The sequence below is a fragment of the Rhodoferax sp. GW821-FHT09E07 genome (assembly GCF_059416145.1).
On record NZ_JBWKOP010000004.1, the window covers coordinates 1 to 26,224 of the forward strand.

General features: G+C 53.9%; 23 protein-coding genes. 4 read left to right on the forward strand and 19 right to left on the reverse strand.

The window, feature by feature from the left end; translation table 11 throughout:
* The coding region (locus AC07OE_RS08265) for an IS3 family transposase (protein WP_495070090.1) at window positions 1-512 on the forward strand (512 nt) is incomplete at its 5' end.
* 55 nt (window positions 513-567) lie between these two features.
* Entirely contained in the window at window positions 568-1,881 is a 1,314-nt protein-coding gene (locus AC07OE_RS08270) for a diguanylate cyclase domain-containing protein (RefSeq protein ID WP_495070091.1), read from the forward strand.
* A gap of 31 nt (window positions 1,882-1,912) precedes the next feature.
* Here the strand turns inward: AC07OE_RS08270 and AC07OE_RS08275 are convergent, their stop codons facing one another.
* Window positions 1,913-2,731, reverse strand: coding sequence for an FTR1 family iron permease (locus AC07OE_RS08275; protein WP_495070092.1), 819 nt, complete (start codon window positions 2,729-2,731; stop codon window positions 1,913-1,915).
* A 17-nt stretch (window positions 2,732-2,748) separates the two neighbouring features.
* A complete protein-coding gene (locus AC07OE_RS08280; RefSeq protein ID WP_495070093.1) occupies window positions 2,749-3,078 on the reverse strand; it encodes a cupredoxin domain-containing protein in 330 nt (109 codons plus the stop codon).
* Window positions 3,079-3,206: 128 nt separating this feature from the next.
* Between AC07OE_RS08280 and AC07OE_RS08285 the strand changes: the two genes are divergently transcribed.
* Together AC07OE_RS08285 and AC07OE_RS08290 are read left to right on the forward strand one after the other, a co-directional pair.
* Complete coding sequence (locus AC07OE_RS08285; RefSeq protein ID WP_495070094.1) at window positions 3,207-3,401, forward strand: hypothetical protein; 195 nt, start codon at window positions 3,207-3,209, stop codon at window positions 3,399-3,401.
* A 60-nt stretch (window positions 3,402-3,461) separates the two neighbouring features.
* Window positions 3,462-4,370 carry a helix-turn-helix transcriptional regulator gene (locus tag AC07OE_RS08290; RefSeq protein WP_495070095.1) on the forward strand — a complete coding sequence of 303 codons (909 nt, stop codon included), beginning with the start codon at window positions 3,462-3,464 and terminating at the stop codon, window positions 4,368-4,370.
* A 562-nt stretch (window positions 4,371-4,932) separates the two neighbouring features.
* Here the strand turns inward: AC07OE_RS08290 and AC07OE_RS08295 are convergent.
* The 17 genes from AC07OE_RS08295 to phnD form a co-directional block, all read right to left on the reverse strand.
* Window positions 4,933-6,063 carry a substrate-binding domain-containing protein gene (locus tag AC07OE_RS08295; RefSeq protein ID WP_495070096.1) on the reverse strand — a complete coding sequence of 377 codons (1,131 nt, stop codon included), beginning with the start codon at window positions 6,061-6,063 and terminating at the stop codon, window positions 4,933-4,935.
* Window positions 6,064-6,120: 57 nt separating this feature from the next.
* Window positions 6,121-7,671, reverse strand: a complete 1,551-nt coding sequence (locus AC07OE_RS08300; protein WP_495070097.1) for a methyl-accepting chemotaxis protein — start codon at window positions 7,669-7,671, stop codon at window positions 6,121-6,123.
* 62 nt (window positions 7,672-7,733) lie between these two features.
* On the reverse strand, window positions 7,734-9,170 hold the full coding sequence (locus AC07OE_RS08305; protein WP_495070098.1) for an aldehyde dehydrogenase family protein: 1,437 nt from the start codon (window positions 9,168-9,170) through the stop codon (window positions 7,734-7,736).
* 40 nt (window positions 9,171-9,210) lie between these two features.
* Window positions 9,211-10,125: a dihydrodipicolinate synthase family protein gene (locus AC07OE_RS08310; RefSeq protein WP_495070099.1), complete on the reverse strand. Its 915-nt coding sequence runs from the start codon at window positions 10,123-10,125 to the stop codon at window positions 9,211-9,213.
* A gap of 22 nt (window positions 10,126-10,147) precedes the next feature.
* Window positions 10,148-11,179 carry a c-type cytochrome gene (locus tag AC07OE_RS08315; RefSeq protein ID WP_495070100.1) on the reverse strand — a complete coding sequence of 344 codons (1,032 nt, stop codon included), beginning with the start codon at window positions 11,177-11,179 and terminating at the stop codon, window positions 10,148-10,150.
* Window positions 11,180-11,183: 4 nt separating this feature from the next.
* On the reverse strand, window positions 11,184-12,380 hold the full coding sequence (locus AC07OE_RS08320) for an L-rhamnonate dehydratase (protein WP_495070101.1): 1,197 nt from the start codon (window positions 12,378-12,380) through the stop codon (window positions 11,184-11,186).
* 38 nt (window positions 12,381-12,418) lie between these two features.
* The gene (locus AC07OE_RS08325) at window positions 12,419-13,453 is read right to left on the reverse strand and encodes a 4-hydroxythreonine-4-phosphate dehydrogenase PdxA (protein ID WP_495070102.1); all 1,035 of its coding nucleotides are present in this window, start codon (window positions 13,451-13,453) and stop codon (window positions 12,419-12,421) included.
* 61 nt (window positions 13,454-13,514) lie between these two features.
* Window positions 13,515-14,624, reverse strand: coding sequence for an ABC transporter substrate-binding protein (locus AC07OE_RS08330; RefSeq protein WP_495070103.1), 1,110 nt, complete (start codon window positions 14,622-14,624; stop codon window positions 13,515-13,517).
* Window positions 14,625-14,670: 46 nt separating this feature from the next.
* Window positions 14,671-15,771 (reverse strand): ABC transporter permease, encoded by a 1,101-nt coding sequence (locus AC07OE_RS08335; protein WP_495070104.1) that lies wholly within the window; start codon window positions 15,769-15,771, stop codon window positions 14,671-14,673.
* Window positions 15,768-17,303, reverse strand: a complete 1,536-nt coding sequence (locus AC07OE_RS08340; protein ID WP_495070105.1) for a sugar ABC transporter ATP-binding protein — start codon at window positions 17,301-17,303, stop codon at window positions 15,768-15,770. The genes AC07OE_RS08335 and AC07OE_RS08340 overlap by 4 nt, the downstream gene beginning before the upstream one ends.
* Entirely contained in the window at window positions 17,303-18,232 is a 930-nt protein-coding gene (locus tag AC07OE_RS08345; RefSeq protein WP_495070106.1) for a YncE family protein, read from the reverse strand. The genes AC07OE_RS08340 and AC07OE_RS08345 overlap by 1 nt, the downstream gene beginning before the upstream one ends.
* 8 nt (window positions 18,233-18,240) lie before the next feature.
* Window positions 18,241-19,167, reverse strand: a complete 927-nt coding sequence (locus tag AC07OE_RS08350) for an SMP-30/gluconolactonase/LRE family protein (RefSeq protein ID WP_495070107.1) — start codon at window positions 19,165-19,167, stop codon at window positions 18,241-18,243.
* A 2-nt stretch (window positions 19,168-19,169) separates the two neighbouring features.
* Window positions 19,170-19,892, reverse strand: coding sequence for a FadR/GntR family transcriptional regulator (locus AC07OE_RS08355; RefSeq protein WP_495070108.1), 723 nt, complete (start codon window positions 19,890-19,892; stop codon window positions 19,170-19,172).
* 502 nt (window positions 19,893-20,394) lie between these two features.
* Entirely contained in the window at window positions 20,395-21,075 is a 681-nt protein-coding gene (locus AC07OE_RS08360; protein ID WP_495070109.1) for an HAD family hydrolase, read from the reverse strand.
* Between the two features lie 89 nt (window positions 21,076-21,164).
* On the reverse strand, window positions 21,165-22,328 hold the full coding sequence (locus tag AC07OE_RS08365; RefSeq protein ID WP_495070110.1) for a porin: 1,164 nt from the start codon (window positions 22,326-22,328) through the stop codon (window positions 21,165-21,167).
* Between the two features lie 1,263 nt (window positions 22,329-23,591).
* On the reverse strand, window positions 23,592-25,175 hold the full coding sequence (locus tag AC07OE_RS08370) for a methyl-accepting chemotaxis protein (protein WP_495070111.1): 1,584 nt from the start codon (window positions 25,173-25,175) through the stop codon (window positions 23,592-23,594).
* 16 nt (window positions 25,176-25,191) lie between these two features.
* Window positions 25,192-26,211, reverse strand: coding sequence for a phosphate/phosphite/phosphonate ABC transporter substrate-binding protein (gene phnD / locus AC07OE_RS08375; protein WP_495070112.1), 1,020 nt, complete (start codon window positions 26,209-26,211; stop codon window positions 25,192-25,194).
* Window positions 26,212-26,224 lie beyond the last annotated feature (13 nt).

A 26,224-nucleotide genomic window follows, 5' to 3' on the forward strand; every position in this document is an offset into this window, starting at 1 on the left:
TCCAGGCTGCGGTGCCCAACGAGAAGTGGCTCACGGACATTACAGAATTCCAGATCCCTGCGGGCAAGGTGTACCTGTCACCCATGATCGATTGCTTCGACGGGATGGTGGTGAGCTGGACTATTGGAACCAGCCCAGACGCGGAGCTCGTCAACACGATGCTGGATGCTGCCATCGAGACGGTGGCAGAAACCACCGACCGGCCTGTGGTCCATTCAGATCGTGGTGGCCACTACCGCTGGCCAGGCTGGCTATCAAGAATGAGTGATGCGAACCTCACTCGATCGATGTCGCGCAAAGCCTGCTCTCCTGACAACGCGGCATGCGAAGGCTTCTTCGGTCGACTGAAGACCGAACTGTTCTATCCTCGGGACTGGAAGGGCACCACCGTTGATCAGTTCATTGAGGTGGTTGATTCCTACATCCGCTGGTACAACGAGAAGCGGATCAAGATCTCTCTGGGCTCTCTCAGTCCCATCGAATACCGAGAGAGCCTTGGACTCACGGCATAAATCCAGTCCAAGTTTTTATCCGCACCCCCGAGATGCACAAGGAAATGCGACCCGTGTGCTGGGCACCAACTACGACATCACAGAGCGCAAAGCCGTTGAGCGCGCCTTGCAACAAAGCGAGCAGAGTCTCCGCACCATTGCCAACAACCTGCCGATCCTGATTTCCCACATCGATACAGACTATCGCTACACATTCACCAACAACAACTACCAGACCTGGTACTCACTGGCAGAGTCCCCTGAAGGTAAAACGGTGAAGGAGGTGTTCGGAGAGAAGTCCTTCGCGCAGGTGCAACCGCGAATGGCCGAGGCGATGGCGGGTAAGCATGTTTCCTTCGAACTGGTCAGCAAGGTTGCCAATTCCCCTCCCAACCTGTTGATTCACTACGTTCCCAACATGGATGCCCAAGGCCAGGTTCATGGCATTTTTGGGATGATGCTGGACCGTACAGAGCAACACTTGGCACAAACGCGGCTTGCGGCCAGTGAACGGCAATTACGCGCCGTGGCGGACAACCTCCCAGTCCTTATCTACTACGTCGACACGCAAGAGCGCCTGGGGTTTCTCAATGCAACGTTTGGCGAATGGCTGGGGGTGGACCTGAAGTGGGCGATAGGAAGAGCACTAAAGGAGGTCATCGGAGACACGCTGTACGAACAACGCCGTGAACCGATCCTCCGTGCCATGCGTGGCGAGCGTGTGGAGTTTGAAGTTGAATCCGTGTTCAACGGAAAACGGCGTTACTTGCAGACGACCTATATTCCCGATGTTTGGGCAGACGGCTCCATCCATGGAATCTTTGCGCTCAGTACCGACGTTACAGAACTCAAGGATATTGAACTGGAACTACGACATTTGGTCCGCATTGACTCCCTCACCGGGCTCCCCAACCGTCGACATTTTGAAGACAAGCTACAGAAGGCGATAGCACGCAGTCGTCGAACGGGAAGCACCATGGCTTTGATGTTCCTGGATATCGACCACTTCAAGTCCATCAACGACTCTCTGGGTCACGGCGCTGGCGACCAAGTGCTTTGCGAGTTTGCGACCCGTATCCGATCAGCCCTGAGGATCTCCGACATGGCTGCACGCTTGGCTGGAGACGAGTTCGTCATTATTGTGGAAGATGTAACCACGAGTCAGGAAGCAGAGGTTGTTGCCAGCAAGGTGCTTGAAACCGTAAGACGCCCTGTACACGTTGCGGGCATTGAGATCGTTGTAACGACCAGCATTGGTATTGCGGTCAACAAAGCAGAAGACATCTCTGCCGAGGCCTTGATTGAGAAAGCAGACCGATCGCTTTACCGCGCCAAGGCTGCGGGCCGGGACACCTTCGCCATGGAGGCGAATCTGGGCTCCTCCGACTGATCCTCTTTCGAAGGCAGTGCGAGTCTATCGGCTACTGAGCAGGCCGCATCCGCCTTGAGACCAGTCGCATAGCGGTCGCAATGGTCGCAAGAACCAACACATAGGCGAGCACCTGCATGCCGGCTGGCTGCGCTTCATAGCCGACCAACCCATGAAGGATGGTTCCCACTGCGGTATTTTGGGAGAGAAGTCCAGAGGTGTCCCACAATGGCATGGCCAAGCTGGGGAGCAGATCAGCCTGTATCAGCAAGCGTGCAGCTTGCGATGCCATGCTGGCCGCAAGCAACAAAACCAATGCACTGGTGACAGTAAAAAACCAACGCACGGGGATACGAAGCAATCCTGCGTACAAGAGCGCAGCGACCACGGCCCCTAAGGCCAAGCCTATAAAGCCTCCCATCAATGTATCGCGAACACCGCTCTCTCCACCGGTGGCAACACCGTAGAGGAATAGGACCGTTTCCGATCCCTCGCGCAGTACAGCAAGGGCAACGACCAGCAAGATCACAGAACGCTCACGCTGACCATCAGTGACGGCACGCGCCGCCTTGGAAATTTGCTGTGCCAGCTCTTTGCCATGCACGGACATCCAGATGTTGTGCCAAGCCAGCATGCCAATGGCTGCAATCAAGATGGCGACATTGAAAAGTTCTTGTCCAACACCATCGGCAAGGTTGGCAATCATTTCCATGCTGGAGGCAACCACTACGGACCCCAGAATACCCAGCAAAACACCACCCCATACCCACCGCCCCCGCGAGGGGATGCCCCGCGTAGCGGCCATCATGATGCTGATGATCAGGGAAGCTTCGAGTGACTCACGGAACACAATGATGGCGGCAGCAAACATGGCGTTATCTCATGCAGTTATTCTGCGACGATCGTGCCCTGGGCTGCGGCTTCTGTTTCGTGATATTCCTCGACAAACCCATAGCGACCGGGTTTGAGAGGCCCAAGATTGATCGAGACTTTGGCCTTGCCTGGGACGACTTTTTCACGTCCAAGCGGTTTGCTTTCAAATTCGGCAGGTGTCGCGTCTTCGTTGACGACCAAGACTTTTATCTTCTTTCCAGCAGGGACTTTGAGTTCCTTCGGTTCAAATGCATGATTTTTGATCGTCAATGTAAATTCATCAGATGCGGCGAACGCTTGCAGTGCTGCCAAAGACAAGATGGCCAGTGCGATTTGCTTTTTCATAAGCCCTCTACTAATAAGAATGATTCGTATTGTAGGCCTGTTTCAGATCGCGTCCGAAGTTGCAAAGCAAGAGCTGCCCAAAGAAATAGCCCATTCGACAGTCGAAACCGATAGACGAAAAAAAGCCCATGATTTACATGGGCTTTTTCCATTTTCTGGCGGAGCAGGCGCTGGCTCACCAGCTGCCTGACGCAGTGGAGCGTGCCTACCAGCGGGGCACACAATTCGCCAAACGTACAGCTCTGATGGCTGAATGGGGAGTCCACTGCTCGACAGTTAAACCTGATGCCGTGGTCAAACCCTTGCATCAGAAATCTGCCTAAGGCTGCAGTACATTGAAGTAACTATCAGTCTGACGACACCTCCCTCACAAGGAATCTCCCATGACAAAGCGCATCCTGCGGATGAAAGAATTGGCCGAGTACGTAGGTTTGGCCGAAAGCACGCTCTGGGAGCGCATCAAGGAGGACTCCAAGTACTACGACCCCGACTTCCCCAAGAAGATACGCTTGGGCAGTGGTTCTGTGGGATGGGACTCGGAGGCAGTGGATCAATGGCTAAAGATCTCTGCGGCCCAGCCCAAGGATGGGGCAATGCCTAAGAAGGTGCGCGCCACGGGAAAATCACGAGCAGCAGCTGCGGCAAAACACACACACCATACTCCAACAGTCCGAGCCGGGGCTCAGCAATCGAAACTGCACCTCGATAGCAAACAGATGAGTGAGTCAATGGCATCAAAAGGGCCGACCAAGCACCTCATCCAAATAGCACTGCCTCCTGGCGAAGCCATCCACTGTGGAGAGTTGTTGCGAATCATCGCGAAAGCAACTTACCCCACGCTGGAAACAGCGCGTGGTATCGATTGCATTATTGAAAAACTGGTGACGCGAGCTCATGTTGCACCGGACTTTGAGATGCCGTCCAAACTGACTGAGCAAGATCGCCTGGACATAACCCCGCTGCTAAGTGATTTGCCGGAATTGCATGGGCAGATGACGGAAGTGGAGGTCAATCAGTTCAACAAAGCCTATGCATTACTACCAAACCGTCTGGATTGGAGACCCTACATCGTCAGTCCAGTTTTTATCGCAAACAGAAGAGCACAGCAGTGGGACTGCCAAGCAGGGCACATGGCAATCTTGCAGAAGAAACTGCTTGCCGGAGGGATTGATATTTTCGACGAGGCGCATCGCCCTTGCCAAGTCGTTCAAGCAAACTTCTATATGTCGCGTGAAGCGGCAATTGCATATGTCAAGAGCTGCGGAATTAAGATGCATTTGAGACTGACATAGTCGAACAACTACTTCAGCCTGTTGATTTCCACTGAAACCCGGCCCACTGCGAGTCACAACAAGAACGAATCAACTCAATCAGCCTACTTGGTAAGACTGGATCTTTAATTCCAACACGGCAGCCAGAATCCGAACGAAAACTCCGGAATCTATGCTGCTGCGCAGCAAGGCCCTACTTTCTACGTTTAACGTCTTCCTCTGCATCTGGCGCTTGGAAGCCAGCGTCAATGGTGTCTGCCTCTTGTTTGCAAGGTGAATACATGAACTACCTCCAGGTAGTCCAAGATTTTGTCCGCCCCCCTCGGGTCAAGCTTCAACGCAATTCAACAGACATCACCACAATTAGACCCAAAACGTTCCTATAAAAATCAATTGCTTAGGGAACGAAAATGCACAGTTATAGGGCCTTGATATTCAAAGTCGTGTTCAGACTTGCGGCAAAGCTTGATCCGGGCGTGGAGTGGACACGGGGATTTCCACATATAAACAGTCCAAGTTTGTATCCACATCACCATTGGATTAGGGTTAAGTGGAAATCAACAGCGCTTCCCAACTCAGGCCCCTAGCGCTTGCCCCAAATCCGTCTGTATTCAGTTCGATAGCCGTTGTCTGGATCAAAATTGTTGTTCTGACCCCCATCAAACAGAATCGTCTGGGGTGTTACCAAGTGTACCGGGGTGTTGTATCCACTGGGTGGCTTCCCGGACATGGCGCGGTTGAGTTCATCCACAATTTGCCAGCCCTGCAGATTCAGCGGCTCCGGCACAGTGCCGGCTTGGAATTGGTAGGTACGGATACGTTCATACGCAGAGGTAGAACCATCGCCTGCTGACAGGTTCATGGGCCGAAAACTGGCCGCCTCCAGCGTTGGCTTCATAAAGTCAAAATAAACATCATTGATAGCGAGCGTATGGGTCCATTGCGAACCATATTTCTGCATGAGCCCTGCCGTCAGCGGCGGCATAAGCTGCGCCGCGTTTGCCATAGGTATGTTTTCAATACCCAGCAACGTACAGCCGCGGCAGTTCTTCACGACGCGGGCCATCGCGTCTGACTTTGCCAATGCGATGGAGTACGTGGAATCCGTCATGATGACAACGCCCGCGTTCCCCCGGGATTCCAACACTGCATACAAAGCCGTTGTCTCAGCTACGTCCTGCGAGTTGGTCGCCACGTTGTAAAAAAGCTCCGGCGCACCGGTCGCCGTGCTACCGGAATGCCAACCGACCACCGGTATTTTTTTTCTATTGGCTTCCTTCAGCGCAATGGACTGTTCATTTGCGTCAAAGCCCCCTAGAACGACGCCATCCACATCGGCCTTCAAGGCTTTCTGGAATGCCAAGGTTCTCATTTCAATGGACCCCTGGCCATCCAAAACCTGGCAGCGCCAACCTACCACCTGACAAGCTTCGTTGAATCCATGGGCAACCCCGGACACCCCTCCATTGCGCAGGTCAGCGGCAATGTAGATCACGGTCTTGCCCTGATTGGCGATGGGCCCCGTAGTTGGGCCATCCCATATCTTCTTTCGGGCTAGCGCACCCAGAACACGCCGTTCAACGTGCCGGGTGTACTGGTCTCGAAGAACCCCAATATTGGCAGACGCCGCCTGCGCATGAACCTGCTGCGCCGAAATGCCAAGAACCAAGACAACCCATGGGGCCAATAAAATTTTTGACGCAGGAAATTTCATAACGCTCCAATGGAGTCCTCGTACTGAGGAAAGATCAGTCTTGGCAGACGGCTGTCCTCAGACAGCAAGTGCCGGTCTGGACAATTGAAAGACGTTGGCGACTTGCAGGAGGTCCGCCGCCTGCTTGCCAGTGCTGGCCGCAGCAGAGGCCATTTCCTCCACCAACGCTGCGTTCTCTTGTGTGAACGATTCCAAGAACTTGATGGAATCCCATACCTGATTCACATCTCTGTTCTGACTGGCACCGCCCGCATTGATCTCTGAAATCAGCGCATCGAGAGAGCCAATGGATTGCGAAATGAGTTGGACTGCCTCGCCCACCTTCGCAATTTGTGCATTACCTGAATTGACGCGCAAAGTACTGTCGTCAATGAGCACACGTATGCCCTTGGCCGCATCCGCGCTTTTGCCAGCCAGAGAACGAACTTCCGAGGCGACCACCGCAAACCCACGCCCGTTCTCCCCTGCCCGCGCGGCTTCCACGGCAGCATTCAGGGCCAATATGTTGGTTTGAAATGCAATGGAATCGATCAACCCCGTGATATCGGAGATCTTCTTCGACGACTCATCGATGCTAGCCATCGTTTTGACCATCTGATTGGCGATTGCACGGCCAATTTCGGCCTGCTGATTCGCCTGTTTTGCCAAGGCTGTGGCTTCCACAGAGCTCTTCACATTGTTCGACACCGTGACCTTGAGATCCTCGATTGAAGAAGACGCCTCCTGAACGGTCGCGGCCTGACTCTCCGTACGGTTGGACAAGCTCAGATTGCCTTGTGCGATTTCAGCGGAAGCCAGAGCCACGTGTCCCGCACCCGATTGCACTGTTGTCACAATGGCAATCAGTTTCTCCTGCATGAGCCCCACTTCCTTCAAGATTTCCGCCACCTCGTCGTGACCGTTGGATACCACCGTCGAGGTCAAATCACCGGTCCCAATGCGACTGACGCAATGCTTGACTTGCAAAAGCCCGCGAACCACATACCGCGCAACACGGATACTGGTCAACAGCGAAACCAATACGCCAAGGAGCAAAATAATTCCACCTGAAAGGTATAGGCGTTGAAAGCCCTGGTTCAAGCTGTCATTGGCCTGCCGTGCCTCCTCTGCTTGCATCTCAATGAGCCGTTGCGACTTGAGATTCAACTGGTTCACGACGTCCAGGAACTTGCTCTGCAACATCTCTCTTGCGGCCCCTACGTCCCCCTCAGAGCGGAGTTTGAGCATGTCTTTCTGCAGACTCCCCCAAACCTCGACGAGCATCCCGTAGGCCTTGAACTCAGGCGCCAACTCCACAGAGATTCCCTCCGCGGCGACGGCACCCAGATGCTCATCGATCTTTTGCGCCGAACTGGCCAGATCCTGCTGGAATAGCCCCAGCACAGTACTGCCGTCGGAGAAGCCAATGGCGATGGAGCGCACCGAGTTCTGCCGAACCTCTTTCTCCAACGCGCCCAGCTTCTGCGTCAAAGAGTTAGTTTTCAAAAGACGGGCGGAAGCCTTGGACACCTGCGCAATTTCGTAGGCAGTCACGGCTGCAAAGGAAAAGAAAAAAAACAGCACCGTGCCAAACGCAAGGGCAAGTCTCTTGGCAATGGACATATGCATGGTTCCAATTCCTTGTGAAGATTGACTCGGATACGTCAGGTATTCATTCCTCGAATGAACGGTCAGGCCAGAACATAGGAAGTCTTCACCGTGGTGTAGAACTCACGAGCGTAGGCACCTTGCTCTCGGGGGCCGTAGCTGCTTCCTTTTCGTCCGCCGAAGGGCACGTGGTAGTCGACCCCCGCGGTGGGCAAATTGACCATGACCATGCCCACCTGAGCGTGACGTTTGAAGTGCGTTGCGTACTTGAGCGATGTAGTCGCAATGCCTGCCGACAAACCGAATGGTGTGTCATTCGAGACCGCCAACGCCTCTTCGTAATCTTTCACGCGGATGACGCTTGCCACAGGGCCAAAGATTTCTTCACGATTGATCCGCATGGAGTTGGTGCTTTCCGCAAAGAGCGCGGGGGCCAGAAAATAGCCCTCTGTCGCTCTCTGGAGGCGTTGTCCACCCAGCACCAGCCTTGCGCCCTCTGCCTTGCCGATCTCGATGTAAGAGAGATCCTGCTCCAACTGCGCCTGCGACACCACGGGGCCGATATCGGTGCCAGCCTCGCAAGCATCACCGACTTGGATCCGCTCCATACGCGTCTGCATCGCCTCAACAAAGCTGGGGTAAATCTTGTCGGTAACAATCAATCGGCTAGAGGCCGTACATCGCTGTCCGGTCGAATAGAAGCTGCTTTGAACGCTGAGCTCCACTGCTTGTGCCAAGTCCGCATCGTCCAGAATGACTTGGGGGTTCTTGCCCCCCATTTCCAGTTGCACTTTTTTGAGGTTTTGTGCGCAAGTCTGCGCAATACGGCTTCCCACCCCCACTGAGCCCGTAAAGCTGATCGCCGACACATCCGGGTGATTGACCAGTGCGTCTCCAATGACCCGCCCAGGACCCATTACCAAATTGAAGACTCCGGCAGGCAAGCCCGAACGGGAAATGATCTCTGCGAGTGCCCAAGCACAGCCAGGCACCTGGTCCGCGGGTTTCAGGACTACGCAGTTGCCGAACGCCAATGCTGGGGCCACTTTCCAGGCAGGGATGGCGATGGGGAAGTTCCATGGCGTGATCAGCCCGACAACACCCACAGGCTCTCTGGTCATTTCAACGCCGATATGGGGACGAACAGAGGGCAGCGTCTCGCCAGCCAAACGAAGGCACTCACCCGCAAAGAACTTGAAGATATGCCCTGCCCTGGTCACCTCTCCAATACCTTCTGGCTTGGTCTTGCCTTCTTCGCGCGCAAGCAACGTTCCCAACTCTTCTTTGCGTGCCAAGATTTCACTGCCGATTTTGTCGAGCGCATCTGAGCGCGCCTGGATACCGCCATGGCTCCACGCAGGAAAGGCCGCAAGGGCTGCTGCGACCGCAACATTCACATCGTCCGCATCCCCTTGGGTGAACTCTCCGATCAGATCGGACAAATTGCTGGGGTTGAGATTCCGGCTCGTCGTGCCTCCCGCGACCCATTCACCGTTGATGTAATTTTTGAAGATAGTCATGGAGCTCTTTACTTTGTGGTTGTTTTGACGGTGTTTTGATTCACCGAGCCCAACGCAGCACCAAGGGGTCCAAGCGCTTGGCCGTGTCCAAAAGGCCGCGGCGAACCTCTGGGTGCATGGATGGAAATGGATGGCGTGGAGCCTCGGACGCAATGACCCCGCCCGCTTTCATTAGCGCTTTGGCCGTGAGAATGCCCCCCTGGCGGTTCTCATAGTTAATGAGAGGGAGCCAACGCTGATACGCTTGCGTGGCAGCCTCAACCTCGCCAGCGACCCAGGCATCCATGATCTGGCGAATACCGTCCGGAAATGCGCCACCCGTCATGGCTCCTGTAGCGCCTGCGTGGAGATCAGGCAAAAGGGTGATGGCCTCCTCGCCATCCCACGGTCCTTCAATCGCAGCCCCACCCAGTCGAATCAGCTCACGCAACTTGGATGCAGCGCCAGCGGTTTCAATCTTGAAATACGCGACGTTTTCAATCTCTCGGGCCATGCGTGCCAAAAACGCTACTGACAACGGAGTGCCACTCACAGGAGCGTCCTGGATCATGATGGGAATGTCAATGGCGTCGGAAAGACGCGCATAGAACTCATAGATCTGCTCCTCCGGGACGCGGATCGTGGCACCGTGGTACGGCGGCATCACCATCACCATGGCTGCACCAGCATCTCGGGCTCGCTTGCTGCGCTGGGCGCAAATCTGCGTACCAAAGTGGGTAGTTGTCACGATGACCGGCACGCGCCCCTTGACATGTTCCAGGATGGTGAATGTCAGCACTTCCCTCTCAGAATCGGAAAGCACGAACTGCTCTGAGAAGTTGGCTAGAATGCAGAGCCCGGTCGATCCCGCATCGATCATGAAGTCAACGCATCGCTTTTGACTCTCCAGGTCCAGCTCACCGGACTCGGTGAAGGTGGTGGGAACGACAGGATATACACCTCGGTAGCGAGGCATGGAATGGGAAATCATCTGCGCCTCAGTAGTTTTCATTGACGTTTTTGAATGGCCCAAACTTGGCACGCTTGTACGCCTTGGGCTGGTCTACAAAATGCTCAGGAATTGCAAAACCTTGTGGGCGTAGCGCAGCATCGGTGTACAGCTTGACGCGGTTGGGGTTTTGACCACGCGGGGTGCTGTCGTCGTTGATGTATGCAGCAATGTCCAGTGCTTGTGCTGGCGTCAACTGAGGCCTGTCTGCCTGCGTTCCAAAAGGCATTGACGCGCGTATGTACCTGGCCAACAGTGGAATGGCAAACATATGCCCCGCGTTGTCGTAGGTGTCGTTACCGGCCAAGGGGGGGAAGAGATAGCCGCCGCCTGTATCAAAGTCGGGTTTGCGTTGTCCGGTTGCATCGGCGCCATGGCAACTCTGGCACTTGCTTGCATAAAGCACTTTGCCACGCACAGGATCTGCGGCACGTGCGATGGGCTTCATGGGAAGAAGGCCCACCCCCTCCATGGCACGGTCTGGCAGTGCCTCAGAGTTCAGCCACCGCAAGTAGGCCATGATGGCCTGGAACTCCGGCTTGTCTACCGACATCTTCACAGGCGCTGAACCGAACATGCCCAGTGCACGCTGCTCCAGCGAGATAATTTTTCCCGATTTGGTGTCAAAGCGCGGATAGTCGTTCACGGCATTCACAAGCGCAAGCGCGAACTTCTTGGTGCCGGGCAAACCCGATGGCCCTGCCTGGTGACAGTTGACGCAGTTCAAACTGTTCCAGTTCAGGCGCTTGCTTTCATCGGGCGCACGGTTGCCCACACGCTGCGATGTATGCAGCATCAGGTCGATACCTTCACGTATCGCGTCCCCCTCCGGGCCCGCTGGAATCTTGGCGGGGTCCGGCTCGCGCCAAGGCTGCTGCGGCCGGCTGGCATATCTGCTCAGCAGAACCCGTGCATCTTCCGTGGACAAAGCGTCACCGACGTTGTGAGGGGACACATCATTTGCGTGGACTGTTCCCATGGCCAGCAGCAGGACACACAAACGAAACCATAGTTTGCTCATGGCGTTACTCCGTGATGGTGAAGTGTTCCAGGTACTCCGTTTTCAGCGTCAAACCGAGTCCGGGCTTGTTGTCATCCAATTGCAGGAACCCGTTCTCCGCCGCAGGATCCCCATCAAAGATGTAATAGAACAGTTCATTTCCGACCTCAACATCAAAGATCGGGAAGTACTCGCTGATCGGGCAGTTCAAACTGCTCATCGTGAGGTGGTAGTTGTGCATTTGCCCTGCGTGCGGGATAACCGGCACGCTGTAGGCCTCGCATAACGCATTGATCTTGTGCGCCATCGTGATACCGCCCACCCGGTTGGTGTCGTATTGCACGACGGACACAGCCTTGCGATCCAGCAACTGCTTGAAACCATACAGGCTGAATTCGTGCTCACCGCCGGAGATCGGAATGCTGGTGAGCTGGTTCAGTTCAGCATATCCATCGATGTCGTCGGCGATCACTGGTTCTTCCAGCCAACGGGGCTGGTACTTCTCCAGCTTGGGAAGAATTCGCTTGGCGTATTCCACATTCCAACCCATGTAGCACTCCAGCATCAGGTCGTTGTCATACCCGATGACTTCGCGCACCGCCTCTATGGACTTCAGGTTTTCAGCCACGCCCAATTGACCATGGGCTGGACCATAGCCAAAGCGCATCTTGAACGCCTTGAAGCCCTGGTCTTTGAACTTCTGCGCTTCTGCCTGCATTTCCTTCAAGTCGGTGCGGTACAGCTTGCTGTAGTAGCAAGGAATTTTCTCCTTGGTACGCCCCCCCAACAGCTTGAAAACAGGCTTGCCCACAGATTTGCCCAGGATGTCCCATATGGCAATATCGATGGCAGAAATCGCCGCCATCCCCACGCCTTTGCGCCCCCAAGCCTGGGTTGCGCGGTACATGCGCTGGTTAAGGTATTCGTAATCCCAGGGGTCCTGCCCGATCACAAGAGGCGTCAGGTATTCGTCGATGATGGCCTTTGCAATGCGAGGCGCCAGGGCCACATTGCCCAAACCCACAATGCCGTCGTCTGTCTCCACCTCCACGACTGTCCAGCAGTGAAAGCGGAATGTGTTCATGGTGTCAGCCCCAGCCGCATGCTGGTTCGCTTTGTTGTCGTACACCAGATCCATGGCGTTGGAACAGAAATTTCCTTGGGGAGGAACGGTCTTGCCCTTCCATTCATAAACGCGTGCACGTACAGATTTGATTTTCATGAGAACCCTGATTGAAAGTTGAAAAGATTGGGAGCGCTTTAGGCTGCGACCTGCTCTTGCAGGCGAGCCAGGCCCATGCGACAGGCGATCTTGAAAGCATTGGCCGTGGCGTCTACGCTGGCTTTGCCCCTGCCAGAGATATCAAATGCAGTACCGTGCGCAGGAGTCGTAATGGGTATCGGTAGACCACCCTGAACCGTTACGCCTTGCGAGAACCCCATTAACTTGATCGCGATCTGCCCTTGGTCGTGGTACATCGTCACGATTGCATCCAGCTCACCATCCCGCGCTTTGAGGAAAATGGTGTCGGCAGGAAATGGACCTTGCACAGGGATGCCCATGTCTGCGAGCGCAGCGACAGCCGGCGCGATGATGTCGATTTCCTCGCGTCCGCATGTCCCGCCATCCCCGTTGTGGGGGTTGAATCCGGCAACTGCAACACGGGGCGTGTGATTGCCGTTCCGTTGTAGCGATTTGTAGATCAATGAAGCGGCATCGACGATGCGCTGTTTGTCCAGGTATTTGGGAACGTCCTTGAGAGGGACATGCGAAGAGATTCGCGAAGTCCACAAGCCGTTTAGCGTGTTGAATTCACAGAAATAGCTTTTGACGCCCAGGTGTTCTGCAAAGTGATGCAGCTCATCTTCATGCTTGAGCCCCCCCAGTTTCATGGAGTGCTTGTTCAGAGGCGCGAACGTGATCGCATCGATGTGGCCTGCCAAGGTCGCGTCCATGCAGCGGTCCAGCACAGACAACACCGACGCGCCTGCAGCAGCGCCTGGCTGGGACCTCGTCACCTGCGAGGCTTGGACCGTGTTCATCTCCAAAAATGCGGGTACGGACAGTATGGTCCGGTCACGCACCTCCGAGAAGTCAACCACAGGCGCAGTTGGAACCTTGATACAAGCGATGGCCTGCCCCTCTTCCCAAAGCCACCTGTCACCCACCAATACGACGTTGGCCAGGCGCATTAAATCTGCACGGGAGAGCAGCTTGGCCACCAATTCAGGGCCAATGCCAGCGGGATCCCCCAATGTCACGGCGACTACGGGTTTGAGAGCGGTTTCTGTCATATCAGTCTTCTTGTGAGTTAGAAAATCGGGCTGCAACCGGGCGCGCTGCAGCCCGCCTGGGTTACTTCGCCCAGATTTTTTTGTATTCGTTGCGATAGCCGTTGTCCGGATCGAACAAGTTCTTAGGACCACCGTCTTTACCGACGTTCTCAGCAGTCACCAAATGCACTTTGGGGATATATCCGGACCAGTTCACCTTGTTGAACGCACGGTTCAACTCATCCACAATCTGCCAGCCCTGCATATTGAGCGGCTCAGGCACTGTGCCGGCTTGATAACGTTTGCTGCGAATGCGTTGGTACGCAGCCTCAGAACCGTCGCCTGCCGAAACCGCTTTGGGAGCACCGTCGCCTTTCTTGCCCGCCGCAGCGAGGGAGCTGCCCATGAAATCAAAGTACAAATCGTTGATCGCAAGGGAGTGTGTCCACTTGTCGCCAAAGCGCTGCAGCAGCGAAGTGGTCAATTGCGGCATGCGGGTAGAGCTCTCCGCAATAGGGCTGTCCTCAAAACTCAGAACGGTACATCCACCGCACTTTTTGATCACCGCTTCCATGGCACGGGCTTTGTAGACCGCAATGGCGTACTGTGAGTCGGTGAAAATCACCACACCTGCCTTGCCACCAGAATCCGCTACAGCAGACAGTGCGGCGACTTCAGACACGTCATCTGCCGTGGTTGTAACGTTGGTGAACAAGCCGGCCGCCGTGTTGGGACCGGGTTTTTCTCCAGAATGCCATCCCACCAGCGGGATACCCGCTTTAGACGCATTTTCAAATGCCGTTTTTTGTTCTGTGGTGTCAAAACCCCCAACCACAATGCCGGCGGGCTTCAAGGCAAGTGCTTGATTCAATGCCGCCGTACGCGCGCTGACAGAACCTTGGCCATCGAGAACGCGAACACTCCAGCCAATGGCGGCCGCGGCTTCTTCAACGCCTTTGGAAACGCCCAAGATGCCGCCATTTTTCAAATCTGCAGCGACGAATACGATGGTCTTGCCAACGGAAGCTTTGGGGCCTGTTGTAGGTCCATCCCACACATTCTTGGACATGGTGGCCACTTCGACTTTTTTCTTTGCGGCATCCAGGAAATCGTCGGCCATAACGTGGCTGGCGAAACTGGCGGCGATCAGTGCAATCGCAATCGATCCAAGGCGGACATTGAGTCTTTTCATTGTTGTCTCCAAAATAGTCTTTGTTTCAAGGGAAAGTGAATGCCGCTTACCCAGCGGCGGAGGGGGAACTGGGGACAGCGGCGGGAGCCGCGTCATTGAGTTGGCGTTCTGCGATACGCCGTTTGATGGATTGGTTGCGGCGCTGCTGTGCCCAGCCGGCAATGCCAATCGACACCAGCAATGTCAAGCCATTGAACAAAGGCTCAACAAAGAATGCTCCGCCGAACTGTTGAATGCCGGAGATGCCAATGGCCAGGATGGCAACACCGACGAGAGTGCCCCACACGTTGACACGACCGGGACGAATCGTGGTGGAACCCAAAAATGCGCCAACCAAAGCGGGAAGCAAGAACTCCAGACCCACGCTTGCCTGACCAATCTGCAATCGGGATGCCAGCAATACGCCTGCAAAACCAGAAAGTGCACCTGATGCAACAAACGCTCCCATCACGTGCTTGCGCACTGCAATGCCATTGAGCTGTGCGGCCTTGGGGTTCGCTCCAATCACATACAACGCCCGGCCCAGTGGGGTGAACTCAGTGACTAGCCATATCACAACACTTACGGCCAGCACGTAGAAGGCGCCAATCGGCAAACCCAGGAAGTTGCCACCCGCGATATCGACGAACCCTTCGGGCAGCTCACCCACAACCTGCCGGCCACCGCTGTGCCACATCGCTACGGCGTAGACAACGGTTCCCGTGCCGAGGGTTGCGATAAAGGAGTCGATTTGGGCCATCTCCACTAGCAGCCCATTCAACACGCCAAACAGCCCTGCACAAACAATGACAATCGACACGGCAACAGGCCACGGCACGCCAAATTTGGTTTGCAAACTAATGGCCAGGATGTGCCACAGCACGATCCCATATCCGACCGTAAGGTCGATCTTCCCGGTGATCATCGGAATCGTCGCAGCAAGGGCCAGGATTGCAATGACGGACTTGTCCGCCAAAATGGCTCGAAGGTTGAAGAGCGTGGGAAACGTCTCCGGCAACATCACAGAGAAAATTGCTGCCAGAAGAACGGTCAAAACGACCAAGCCATAGACAGGCATGGCACGCGTAAATCGCTGCACCAGAGTGGCTGCGTCACCGTCCAAAGCGTTGTCCGGCTCTAGCGCGGTGGATTGAATTGAGGTTGTCATTTTTCTGTCTCCATTTCTGTAATCTCGTGCTCACTACTCTGCGCAGATCCACCTGCGGCCAACGTCAGTAAACTTTCCACTGTGATGGAATCGCCTTTGAGCTCTGCGGCAATCAAGCCATTTCTGAAAACGAGCACACGCGTGCATACCGTGGCAACCTCCTCAAAGTCAGTCGACACCACGGCAATCGCAGTCCCCCTGTCGGCGTGCTCCCGAAGAATTTCGTAGATTTGACGCTTGGCACCAACGTCCACTCCAGCGGTGGGCTCTTCCAGGACGACCAAGTCCTTGTCCAGGTTGAACCATCGGGCCAAGACCACCTTTTGCTGGTTACCACCAGAGAGTTGCTGGGCCTCCGCCATGGGTGCAGGCGGGTTCACATCAAACAGTTTGATGAGGCGCATGGCATGGGCCGCCTCGCGCTTGCGCCTGTCAAACGCCAACCCCCTCTCGCCAGTGAGCGTTGGGTTGGGAAAGAGGTTCTCCAACACACTCATGGCAGGAGCCAGGTTCTCGTCGAGACGCTCACTTGCGACATATGCAATGCCCGCCGCAATGGCGTCAGCGCTGGTCTTGAAAATGACATGCTTACCGGATAACTTCATCCTTCCGGCCGAGAGAGGTTCGCGCCCGAACATCGCGCGACTGATCGCTTCGTGCCCCGCGCCGCGCAGACCGATCAAACCGACAACCTCGCCCTTGTGGATGGAGAAGCTCAAGGGGCCCGCATTGCCGCTGGCCGCGTTCTCCATTTCAAGAACGGCAGCGCCAGTGCCGTCCGATTGGGCCTTACGCACAGACTTGGACAACGATTTGCCAACAATCAGTTGAACCAGTTCATTGGTATCGGTTGTGGCTGTTTCCTTGATGTCGACCAACTTGCCGTCTCGCATCACCGCTGCGCGGTCCGAGATGGCCATCACCTCGTCCAGACGATGGGACACATAGATCATGGCCATGCCCTGCTGGCGCAGTTCTCGCAGCACACCAAAGAGCCGTTCAACGTCAGACATGGGCAGACTGGCCGACGGCTCATCCAGCACGAGCACCTTCGCTTGCACCTCAAGCGCCCGGCCAATAGCCAACAAAGATTTCTCGGCACGTGTCAGCGAGAAAATTCGACGGCTGGGATCAATGTTGCATCCCACACGCTGCATCACGCGCCGAGCCCGTTCGTCGGCGGCCTTCCAGTCAATCAATCCAAATTTCTTGGCGTAGCCCATTCCCAAAGCCACGTTCTCGGTCACAGTCATCCATTCCACCAACCCCAGGTCCTGGTGAATGAAAGCGACGGGTTGCTTGGATCGGTCGTTGCTTCTCCAGCGAGATTGAGGCCGTCCGTCAAACAGAATCTCACCACTGTCTGAAGGGTAGATGCCGGCGAGCAATTTGATGAGCGTTGATTTTCCTGCTCCGTTCTCACCTAACAAGGCGAGGATTTCCCCCTCGCGTACATCGAAGGAAATGTTGCTGACCGCTTGAGTACCCCCAAATCGTTTGTTCAGCGCTTGAAACTCCAGAATCTTGGCCATCACAGCACCACGACCTTCGAGACATCAGGTTCCTTCTGCGTGGCGATGAACCGCAGAATCTTCAAGCTGTTGATGTCCAGAACAGCCACACGATCGGAATCAAGGGAGATGAAGGCAATTGGCTGGGAGGGGTGAAATGTCAACGCAATAGCTCTACCATCGAGCTTCAAATACGCAGTCTCTTGCAGCGTCTTCGGGTCAACGACCGAAATACTTCTGTCGCCGTAGTTGCTGGTAAATAGGCGCCCATCTGTCGATCGGTAGATGCGGGTCACGTCCTCGCGCGATGGCGTGGAGTAGCGGACCGCCATGGTGTCGGTATCGATGGCACTGAGTGTGTTGCTCCAGCGATTGCTCACAAACAGCGTTTTCTCGTCCGCACTCAGACAGTAGCCCTCTGGCTTTTGCCCTGGATGACAGGCTACCGGTGCAAATAGGGGATCCCAAGGTTTGACCTTCGTTACCGTGTGGCTCAGCAAGTTCATGCAGAACGCCGTCTGGCCGTCTTGCGTGAGTGCAAAAAGGTGACTCTTGATGCCGCCGGAGGGAACTGCTCTGCGTGCGGCGGTATCTGTCGCTGGCTGCTCCAACACCAGCAGCGTGGACTTCTCTTCACTCAATGCATACAGCCTGTCCTGATCATCCATCTGCAATCCATGAATGCGATTGAAGGGCGACAGGTCTATAGACCGTACCAGTTCAGACGAACGAATATCGATCTGGAGCAGGGAATGGCCTCCTTCGCCAACATGACCGGACGTCTCAACACCGTAGTGGCCCACATAGGCGTAGCGCTCCGCACGGTCAGTGACAAATTCGTGCGGAAAATTGGGGAGCTGCACAGAACGCAGCCGCTCTCCACTGGCAATGTCGTACCAGCTAAAGCAGTGCGAACATTTTTCGACCAACAACAGGGTATCTCGGGCCATAAAATTCCTCAGGGAGTTTGAATACCACTTGTGTTCAAGTGGATGCGATACAAAGAAGTGCTAGCGCAGATATAAAGTTCGTTGCGCGTGGATCCACCAAACGTCAGATTGCCGACCTTTTCGGGAACATGGAGTTTGGCGAGTAGCGTTCCATCGGGATGGATCACCTGCACGCCATCGGCACTGCTGGTGAATATCCAACCCTGGCGATCCAGGCGAAAACCGTCCGAAAAACCCGGTGAAATCTCCACCAACACGTCTGGATTGCGCAGTTCTTTCCCATTAACCACGTCGAAGCGAACGATGTGGTGATTGCCGCCGCCATCCTCGCGCAACGCTGCAGAGGTGTCAGAGACATAGAGGACCGACTCATCTGGTGAGAACGCCAAACCATTGGGTTCTTCTACAAAGTCCGTTGCAATTGAAAGCACGCCACTGCTCGGTTCAAACCGAAACACGTAGTTGTCTCCCAACTCAGAATCTGCCTGATGCCCTTCATGGTCAGACGCAATGCCGTAGGGCGGGTCGCTAAACCAAATGCTGCCGTCACGTTTTACGACCACATCATTGGGGGAATTCAGGCGTCGCCCATTGAAACGATCCACCACCACTTCATCGACCGCTTTGCCAGGCCCAACCGGTGAGCGGGTTCGGATAATGGCCCTATGCCCATGAGAGCAATGCAGCAGTGATCCATCAGCCTCACGGTAGTGGCCGTTGGTGTATTCGACGTGATCTCGCCATACCGACAGCCCTTCCGTGGGGTGCCACCGCAGCATCCGGTTGTTGGGAATATCGCTCCATAGGACACTCTGATCCTCATACATCCACACTGGCCCTTCACTCCAGGCCGCGCCGGAGGCAAGCCTTTCTAATTGGGCGTTAACTGGCACCAAAGCTCGGGCCCGATCGTCAAATATTTCTGCGCAGTTCATTGTCAGCTCGCCATTTCCTTCATGGTCGTCTTCTGAACCTGATCCAGATGGCCACGCATCGCCGCCACGGCTGCATCGGGACTGCGCGTTTTCAGCGCCTCAACGATCTCTTTGTGGTCTTGAACGCTGTGTTTAATTGCTCCTGGCCGTTGCAACGCTCTGCGGCGGTACTCAAGTGCATAGTCGTAGAAGTCGGAGACAACATCTACGAGCAGAGAATTTCCGCAGCTCTTGTAGAGAGTGGTATGAAATTCGCGGTCTGAGATTTGGAATCCCACAGGATCCTTCAGCATTAGTTCTTGCTCTTTGACCAAAGACGATAAGCGCGCAAGCTCGTTGTCTGTAATCCTCTGGGCGGAGAGCCATATCACCTGGAGTTCCACCGCAGCACGCGCCTCGGCAACTTCTTCGAAACTGCGATCTTTGAGATTCCCCAAAGTACTGACCGACTCATGCATTGGAAGCAGACCGGGCCCAACCACCTTGGTTCGTGCGCCTTGGCTCACCTCCACCATCCGGCGAGCATGCAAGACACCAATCGCAGCTCTTACCGTTTCCCGCGAGACCTCTAATGTTGTGGCGAGTGTGCGCTCCGAAGGCAACTCATCTCCAGCGCGCAGCAATCCTGAGTGGATCATGTAGGCGAGCTTGTCGCTGATCTGATCCTTGACCGTGCGCTTGCTAACGCGGCCATGCTCTCCCGGGATTCGATCAATGAGTTCCATATTTGAAATTTGTCAGACAAGTGGTCAACTGGTAGATCCATCGTACCAGTTTGAATGCAATTCAATTTCAGGGTTTTCCCTAGATTTGACGTGTTTGAGCTGCCCCGTCAGACCACTGGTTGTTGATTTCCGCGGAAATCGGACCCACGCAGGACCTACCCTGCCAGTTTTCTGAAGCAGGGAGAATTTAGGAGTGATAGACGTGACAAAATTGAATGGCATCAGGCGTTGGGCATTGCGAGAAAGCATGTCCATCAGCGAGATTTCCAGGCGTACAGACATAGCTCGCAACACTGTAAAGAAGCACCAGCGATCCGATGAGACGGAACCCGCATATGCAAAGCGAGCGAACTCCAGCAAGCACGATCCCTCTGCCGACAGGCTCTCTACATGGTTGACCGCAATTGGAGGCAACCAATTCTCGAAAGCAGCGGCGCAATCTGCAACAGGTCTACACAGTTAGGTCAACCGGAATACACATAAAACCATGGATTGGCTAGATCTAGGTTGAGAGCAGTCCAAATGTTCTTAGGTTCCGAGACAAGGCTTCGACGTCATTTTTCTCATCGTCGTGAAATACCGTCTTAATTCCTAGAGCGGCTGGCACGATAAGATTCTCCCTGCTATTGTCAATAAAGACTGCTTCGTCGGCTCTTACACCAGCAAGTCTTAGTGCATGCAAGAATATCTCATCGCCTCTTTTGTCTACACCGACCTCAGCTGAGACAACTATAGGGCTGAAAAGAGATTCCAATTTTTGGCTTCTTTTAAGGCAATCGATCCTGTCCTTCTTGTTGTCAGTAATGATTCCAACCAGCGTTCTTTCTTTTAGCTTTCGAGCAAGAGAGAACATCGCTGTATTCACAGGCGTACTCTCAAATGATTCGAAGAGCAATCGAATATCTAGCTCTTGTCCCAAAGCGCTGCAGATCTTGTGCCAAACCTTGATGTGCGTGGTCTTGCCGAGGGTCAAATCTCTGTTGTACCTACCAAACGCAATCTTTAACACCGTCAGGTCAATGTTTGTAGCTTTGCTCAGATACCGGGTTGTTGTAAGTGAGCCGGTCTTGTCGGTTGTTAAAACACCGTCGTAGTCGAAGAACACCGCTTTGATCAAACCGCTCCTTGGGTTTTTCCACGACAGATACATCGCGTCGTCAATTGCCAATGGCGAGATATGCACGCAAGCTCCACGAAAAGATATGAACTCTTCTATGACCAAAAAAAGCAAGTTTCGCGCGGAGCAGAGAACTGCTCCGCTGCTATCTAAAGTTAGAAGGTTGCGCGAATCCCAGCACCAATTGCTGTCAAAGTAGCGCCCGCACCTGGCGAAATTGCTGCTCCGTCAAAATCGTACTTCGCACGTGACTTGTTGCGGACTTGAGAAAGGAATCCTTCAAACATCACCTGCTTATTGATTTGGTACTGATAGCCAAATACAACTTGATTGCCTGCAGTATCTGCCCCATCGCATGCGGTGTTGTTCCCCAACTCGCAGGTAATGTCGTTGGCTGAACCATAGCTTCCGAAATATGTATTTTTTCCGTTGACATAGCGAATGCTGGATATCCAGCCTGTTCGAGAGAGGGATTTCCGAGCGGTACCTGTGGCACCGCTGTCCGTCAACGTCATGGAGTCCATGCCATACGCGATTGTTGTGCTGGGTGTCAAGGCGTATCTGATTCCTAAGCGGTAGTCGAAGTCGGTCGTATTCCGGTTTGTCGTCGCGTTCAGAGTTCCTTTGTCATAGCGTTGCTCCACGGACAGACGAACATCCCACCCTTTGTCCAGATATTGACCTCCAACGCTCAGAGTAGAGTCATTCAAATAAGCACCAGCTACGCCGTCATTGCTCTTCCCTTCGTTCGCACCATAGTACGCACGAACAGAGAAACCGTTGAAGCTCTCGCTCTCGAAGCCCACAGCGTTGTCAATGCGACTGTTGAATTGTGGGTTGGAACCAGAAAGACCTGCCGCCATTGTCAACATGGCTTGATTGTCCTGCGATCCGGCGCCAGCCGCAGAGAAGTCGGCCGTGCCGGAGCTCCAGCGAGCAGCGCCGGTCAGGCGCCCCAACTTCAGAGTCCCCACGCCAGTCTTTCCCAAGCCCACAAAGATGTCTTTGTTGCTTCCAAAGATTCCCGTACCTGCGTCTGGATTCAGTCCTGAAGCATATTGAACTTGCGCGTTCAATCCGTCTCCAAGATCGAACAATTTCTTGAAGCCCAGATCAGAGCTGACGTTGCTTACACGCTGACGTGCTTGCTTATTGTCACCGGGGGCAGTGGCCTGAGTAGCTTCCACAGTTTCGAACTGCAGATGTGCTGTTCCAAAAATCTGCAGATCAGTTTTTGCCGGCTCTGTCTGCGCCATTGCAGCACCTGTGCATGAAAGTGCCAGGCCAGCAAGCAGGCTTAGTTGCAAATCTCTCTTCATCTCTATCTCCTAAGTGCAAGTCTTGAAATGCCAACGACTCGTGGCCTTCTCAACTTATTGATATGTCGCCATTCGACAGTCACTAGTCTCTCTAGGAGGAAGATGATTCTGCAGAGGCATATCCCTTGGAATTGATGTAAGAACTTTGAGAGAAAGATAAATAAATATCTAGGTAAAAGCAAAAGGAATGCAACTCGAAATATCAACAAGGTTCAGCCTCTAAGTTGAGGCACTAGCAACAAAGCGTCTATCGAAAGTTCAAGAGATCCCCAGAGAACTGATGAACCCGCTCCAGAGACCGATGCACATCCAAGATGTGTGGGCGGAAGCAACGAGTCCAACGTATTCAACCTACCTGCGGCCGTAGATTGATTCAGCTTTTTTCTCAGCCTTGGAAGGATGCTGGCGGGGTAGAGCATCCAATCCGCCAAGCAGTTCCACCAGAATTTCTTCGCTACATTTTTTTGCTTGTTCATGGCCCTATTGGGATTGGAACATTCAACAAACTTTTGGCCGCGTCTAAGCCAGAATCCGTCCGCCTCGAAATCCATCCCAACTGTCACGATCTTGGGGAAATAGCGAGATGGAAATACTGCAAGCGTTGTTAGGACGCCTGCTCGTCAGGCCAAGACGCGGTGCCTCATCAACTCGAATTAGCGCCCAGCTGATACCACTCAAAGTTCTCTTAATATGCGGCAGGTCAGTGAGTACTTTTGAAGAAGATATAGGGATATCCACACTAACCTGCAGCCCGCACTGGACTGCCTCCTGTACAACAGATTCACACTGCTCAATGGCTTCCGTTTGCGGGAGGTAGAACACGACGTGTACTGCACGGCCCAATAAAGTAGATTCAGATCGGAATAGAACGCGGAGTGCGTTTGAATCGATTTCCAATGCTCGGGAAACCATTGGTATTAAATGTCCGGAGGAATGGTTTTATCGCCTACTAATTCTTTCTCCATCAATCGAAATTTGAACTCCGGAGTTCAGTAGCCCACTCTGATCCTGCGCGCTCTGCGATTGAGTCGCCGATGTGGAAACCCAGGTGACGGAAGCGCCATGACGTGCCGCAGCGATGGCGACTTCCAGTGCCCTTCTGCGCGCAAAACCAGCGCTCTCGAAACCCGCCGATAGGACCGTGCTTTCGAGCACGTGCAACTCCGACGGCATACCATGACACCCATTACTTGTGTTCTTTATCAATCTCCACGAATCCGTAGCCTTTCAACACGAAAGATCTATGGTTTAAATGCGAAGTTGCTACCCGGAAATTCGTATGGATGACATAGGCTCCTCCAACGTGAAGTACTTTGTCTTCATGGTTAGTTGTAACGACTGGTCTTTCAAGGCGCTTGCCGCGGCGGCTGACTCTTCAACCAGTGCAGCGTTCTGTTGCGTGGCATCCTCAATACTCGAAATGGAGGAAGACACTTCCGTGAGTTCACGCGACTGTCGCATGCCAGATTCTTGAATTCTCTTTACAAGAGTTCCTAGTTTCTCCACGGCGTTGAACACTTCATGCATCGACTTTCCAGCTCGATCGACAACTTCCGATCCATCTCTTGTACAAGCGGCAGAAGTTTCTATGAGTTGCCGAATTTGCTTAGCAGCATCTCCCGCCCTACTTGCTAGCAATCTGACTTCACCCGCAACGACGGCAAATCCACGCCCATGCTCCCCCGCCCTCGCCGCCTCAACAGCGGCGTTCAGCGCCAAGATATTCGTTTGGAACGCAATTCCATCAATCACCGATGTGATGGCGGAAATTTGTTTAGCGTTCTTGCTGATGTCTTGCATCTTCTGAATCGCTGAAACCACCAGGGTTTCACCCGTCCTTGCTATGTCCGTCGCGGACATCGAGAGATCCTGTGCTTCCGTGGAGACTTGCGAAGTCTCATTCACTACTTCGACTAGACCGGTGAGCCAAGCATTGGCTTTTTCAATACTTGCTGCAGATGCCTCCGTTCTCGCGTTCAGGTCTATATTTCCCACAGATACCTCGGCAGCAGCATTCTGAATGTAGTCTGCAGTAACTCCAATATCTGCAACCAATGAGGTCAATTGCTCACGCATGCTTTCAAGGGCCATTAGCATGTGGCCGACTTCGTCCATTGAATGTAGGTAGGCTTTGCTTCTCAAGTCCCCAGCTGCGATGTCCTTAGCCCACTGCACCGCAATATTGATTCGACCAACAATCGAGCGCGTCATCTTCCAGGAGGCCAGCAATGCGATCCATAGCGAGCCAAAAAACGTACCCACTAGCACAGCGTAGATAAGGAACTTCAACTCTTCTGATCTTTTTACCGCGATCCCCGTTAAGCGATCTTGCAGGGCAACAAACTCCTCAAACTGGCTTATCAGTTTCTGTTCATCCCCCCGCATTTCCATCGTGAGTGTCGTGACTGCTCCCGTACTATCACCGGAGGCGCCCAACTGGATCGCTTTGTCCAGACTGCCCAGGACGACTTGGGCGAGTCCCATGATCGCCCTGTGGGTGGCGATTTCCTCTTGTTCGGAACCAAGACGCGTAGCGTTGTCTGAAATGTCCTGAAGTGTTTGACCAAACCGCTTCCGTTCGATCTGATACGCGGCCACTTCCGCGTCGATTTGTTTGAGATCACTCAGTATTGCTGCATTTCTGGCGTACTGACCTAGCATGGAGTAGCTCTTTCTAAGATCCCGCGCTGCACTGGCTCGAAATGACGTCTTCTGGGTAATCGTGTCTATGGTTTCGGCGAATTTCCACAATCCAATACCGCTAACCAGGACAGAGACCAACATCAGCAACAGTACGCCACCAAATGTAGCTCCCAGTTTTGCCGCCAAAGATTGACTGAATTTCATGACACTTCTCCCGTGGTCATTTGCCGGCCGCATCGCGGCTCAACTTCAACTTCAACTCCAACTTGGATCCACGCTCGATGGCCTGGATGATCTTTTCAGTTCGTTGAGCCTCTGAAAACGTCTGGTCACTGTTGATGGCCCGTCGCAACTTGAACATCTCCAAGTCGGCAATGGGAACCAGCTGGCGATTGCTAGAAGGCCTGAATCTGGAAAGCCCATTGACCGCACGGAGAATTTCTCTTTCTTCAGCGGTCTTGCCGAACTCCGTGATGAATTCCGCAATTCTGTTTTTTAAATTGGGACTGAGCTTGTCGCGGACAATCAGAGGAGACTGAGGAATAACCGGTGATTCCCAAATGACTTTCAGCTGCTCAGAAAGCGGCTTGTGGTCATTGGTGAAGAACCTGAGTTCTTCGGTGTTGGCAACGCCAACGTCGATTTTTCCGGCGGCAACTTTGTAGAGGTTTTCTTGGTGTGATGCGATCTCGACCACTTTGAATACCTGGGCCACGTTCTCCACGCCATTTTTCTGAAACGCATAGTAGCTAGGCACCAGATTTCCCGAAGTACTCTTGCTGTCGCCATAGCTGAAAGAGAGTGTCTGGGATCTAAGCAACACATCGCCGAGTGATTTCAGGCTCGACGACTTGTTGACCACCAAAACAGATTTGTAGCCCACGCTGCCGTCTGCAGGCACCATTTGCGCGAATACCGAACCCGCACCGGCTTCAACGACTGCAAGCGCGGGAGAGTTTCCCATCCATGCCAGGTCGATCTTCTCGTCGACAAAGTCGCGGACGATGACGCCTTGGTCCGCATATATTTTTATCTCGGACTTCCGAGACAAGTGCTTCGACAGGCGATCAATGAGCGGCCTCCAGTTCTGCAATGTTTCCTCTGAACTGCGTGGCGAAATAAGTCCAAAGACAAGAGGCTCAGCCAGATCGCCGGGTGCTGCATTGCAAAGTAGCGCGTGGAATACGAGTGCTATCCCAAACCCAAGGCGAGTTACGCCCTTCGCAAGTACAGCGAACATTTTTCATCCTTCA

Excerpts from the sequence above, each read along its gene's own strand:
- AC07OE_RS08340 (WP_495070105.1), bottom strand. The coding sequence starts at position 17,303 with ATGGCCAAGATTCTGGAGTTTCAAGCGCTGAACAAACGATTTGGGGGT.
- AC07OE_RS08305 (WP_495070098.1), bottom strand. The coding sequence starts at position 9,170 with ATGACTATCTTCAAAAATTACATCAACGGTGAATGGGTCGCGGGAGGC.
- AC07OE_RS08330 (WP_495070103.1), bottom strand. The coding sequence starts at position 14,624 with ATGAAAAGACTCAATGTCCGCCTTGGATCGATTGCGATTGCACTGATC.
- AC07OE_RS08350 (WP_495070107.1), bottom strand. The coding sequence starts at position 19,167 with ATGAACTGCGCAGAAATATTTGACGATCGGGCCCGAGCTTTGGTGCCA.
- AC07OE_RS08275 (WP_495070092.1), bottom strand. The coding sequence starts at position 2,731 with ATGTTTGCTGCCGCCATCATTGTGTTCCGTGAGTCACTCGAAGCTTCC.
- AC07OE_RS08315 (WP_495070100.1), bottom strand. The coding sequence starts at position 11,179 with ATGAGCAAACTATGGTTTCGTTTGTGTGTCCTGCTGCTGGCCATGGGA.
- AC07OE_RS08355 (WP_495070108.1), bottom strand. The coding sequence starts at position 19,892 with ATGGAACTCATTGATCGAATCCCGGGAGAGCATGGCCGCGTTAGCAAG.
- AC07OE_RS08370 (WP_495070111.1), bottom strand. The coding sequence starts at position 25,175 with ATGAAATTCAGTCAATCTTTGGCGGCAAAACTGGGAGCTACATTTGGT.
- AC07OE_RS08310 (WP_495070099.1), bottom strand. The coding sequence starts at position 10,125 with ATGCCTCGCTACCGAGGTGTATATCCTGTCGTTCCCACCACCTTCACC.
- AC07OE_RS08325 (WP_495070102.1), bottom strand. The coding sequence starts at position 13,453 with ATGACAGAAACCGCTCTCAAACCCGTAGTCGCCGTGACATTGGGGGAT.
- AC07OE_RS08280 (WP_495070093.1), bottom strand. The coding sequence starts at position 3,078 with ATGAAAAAGCAAATCGCACTGGCCATCTTGTCTTTGGCAGCACTGCAA.
- AC07OE_RS08320 (WP_495070101.1), bottom strand. The coding sequence starts at position 12,380 with ATGAAAATCAAATCTGTACGTGCACGCGTTTATGAATGGAAGGGCAAG.
- AC07OE_RS08290 (WP_495070095.1), top strand. The coding sequence starts at position 3,462 with ATGACAAAGCGCATCCTGCGGATGAAAGAATTGGCCGAGTACGTAGGT.
- AC07OE_RS08335 (WP_495070104.1), bottom strand. The coding sequence starts at position 15,771 with ATGACAACCTCAATTCAATCCACCGCGCTAGAGCCGGACAACGCTTTG.
- phnD (WP_495070112.1), bottom strand. The coding sequence starts at position 26,211 with ATGTTCGCTGTACTTGCGAAGGGCGTAACTCGCCTTGGGTTTGGGATA.
- AC07OE_RS08300 (WP_495070097.1), bottom strand. The coding sequence starts at position 7,671 with ATGCATATGTCCATTGCCAAGAGACTTGCCCTTGCGTTTGGCACGGTG.
- AC07OE_RS08345 (WP_495070106.1), bottom strand. The coding sequence starts at position 18,232 with ATGGCCCGAGATACCCTGTTGTTGGTCGAAAAATGTTCGCACTGCTTT.
- AC07OE_RS08285 (WP_495070094.1), top strand. The coding sequence starts at position 3,207 with ATGATTTACATGGGCTTTTTCCATTTTCTGGCGGAGCAGGCGCTGGCT.
- AC07OE_RS08365 (WP_495070110.1), bottom strand. The coding sequence starts at position 22,328 with ATGAAGAGAGATTTGCAACTAAGCCTGCTTGCTGGCCTGGCACTTTCA.
- AC07OE_RS08295 (WP_495070096.1), bottom strand. The coding sequence starts at position 6,063 with ATGAAATTTCCTGCGTCAAAAATTTTATTGGCCCCATGGGTTGTCTTG.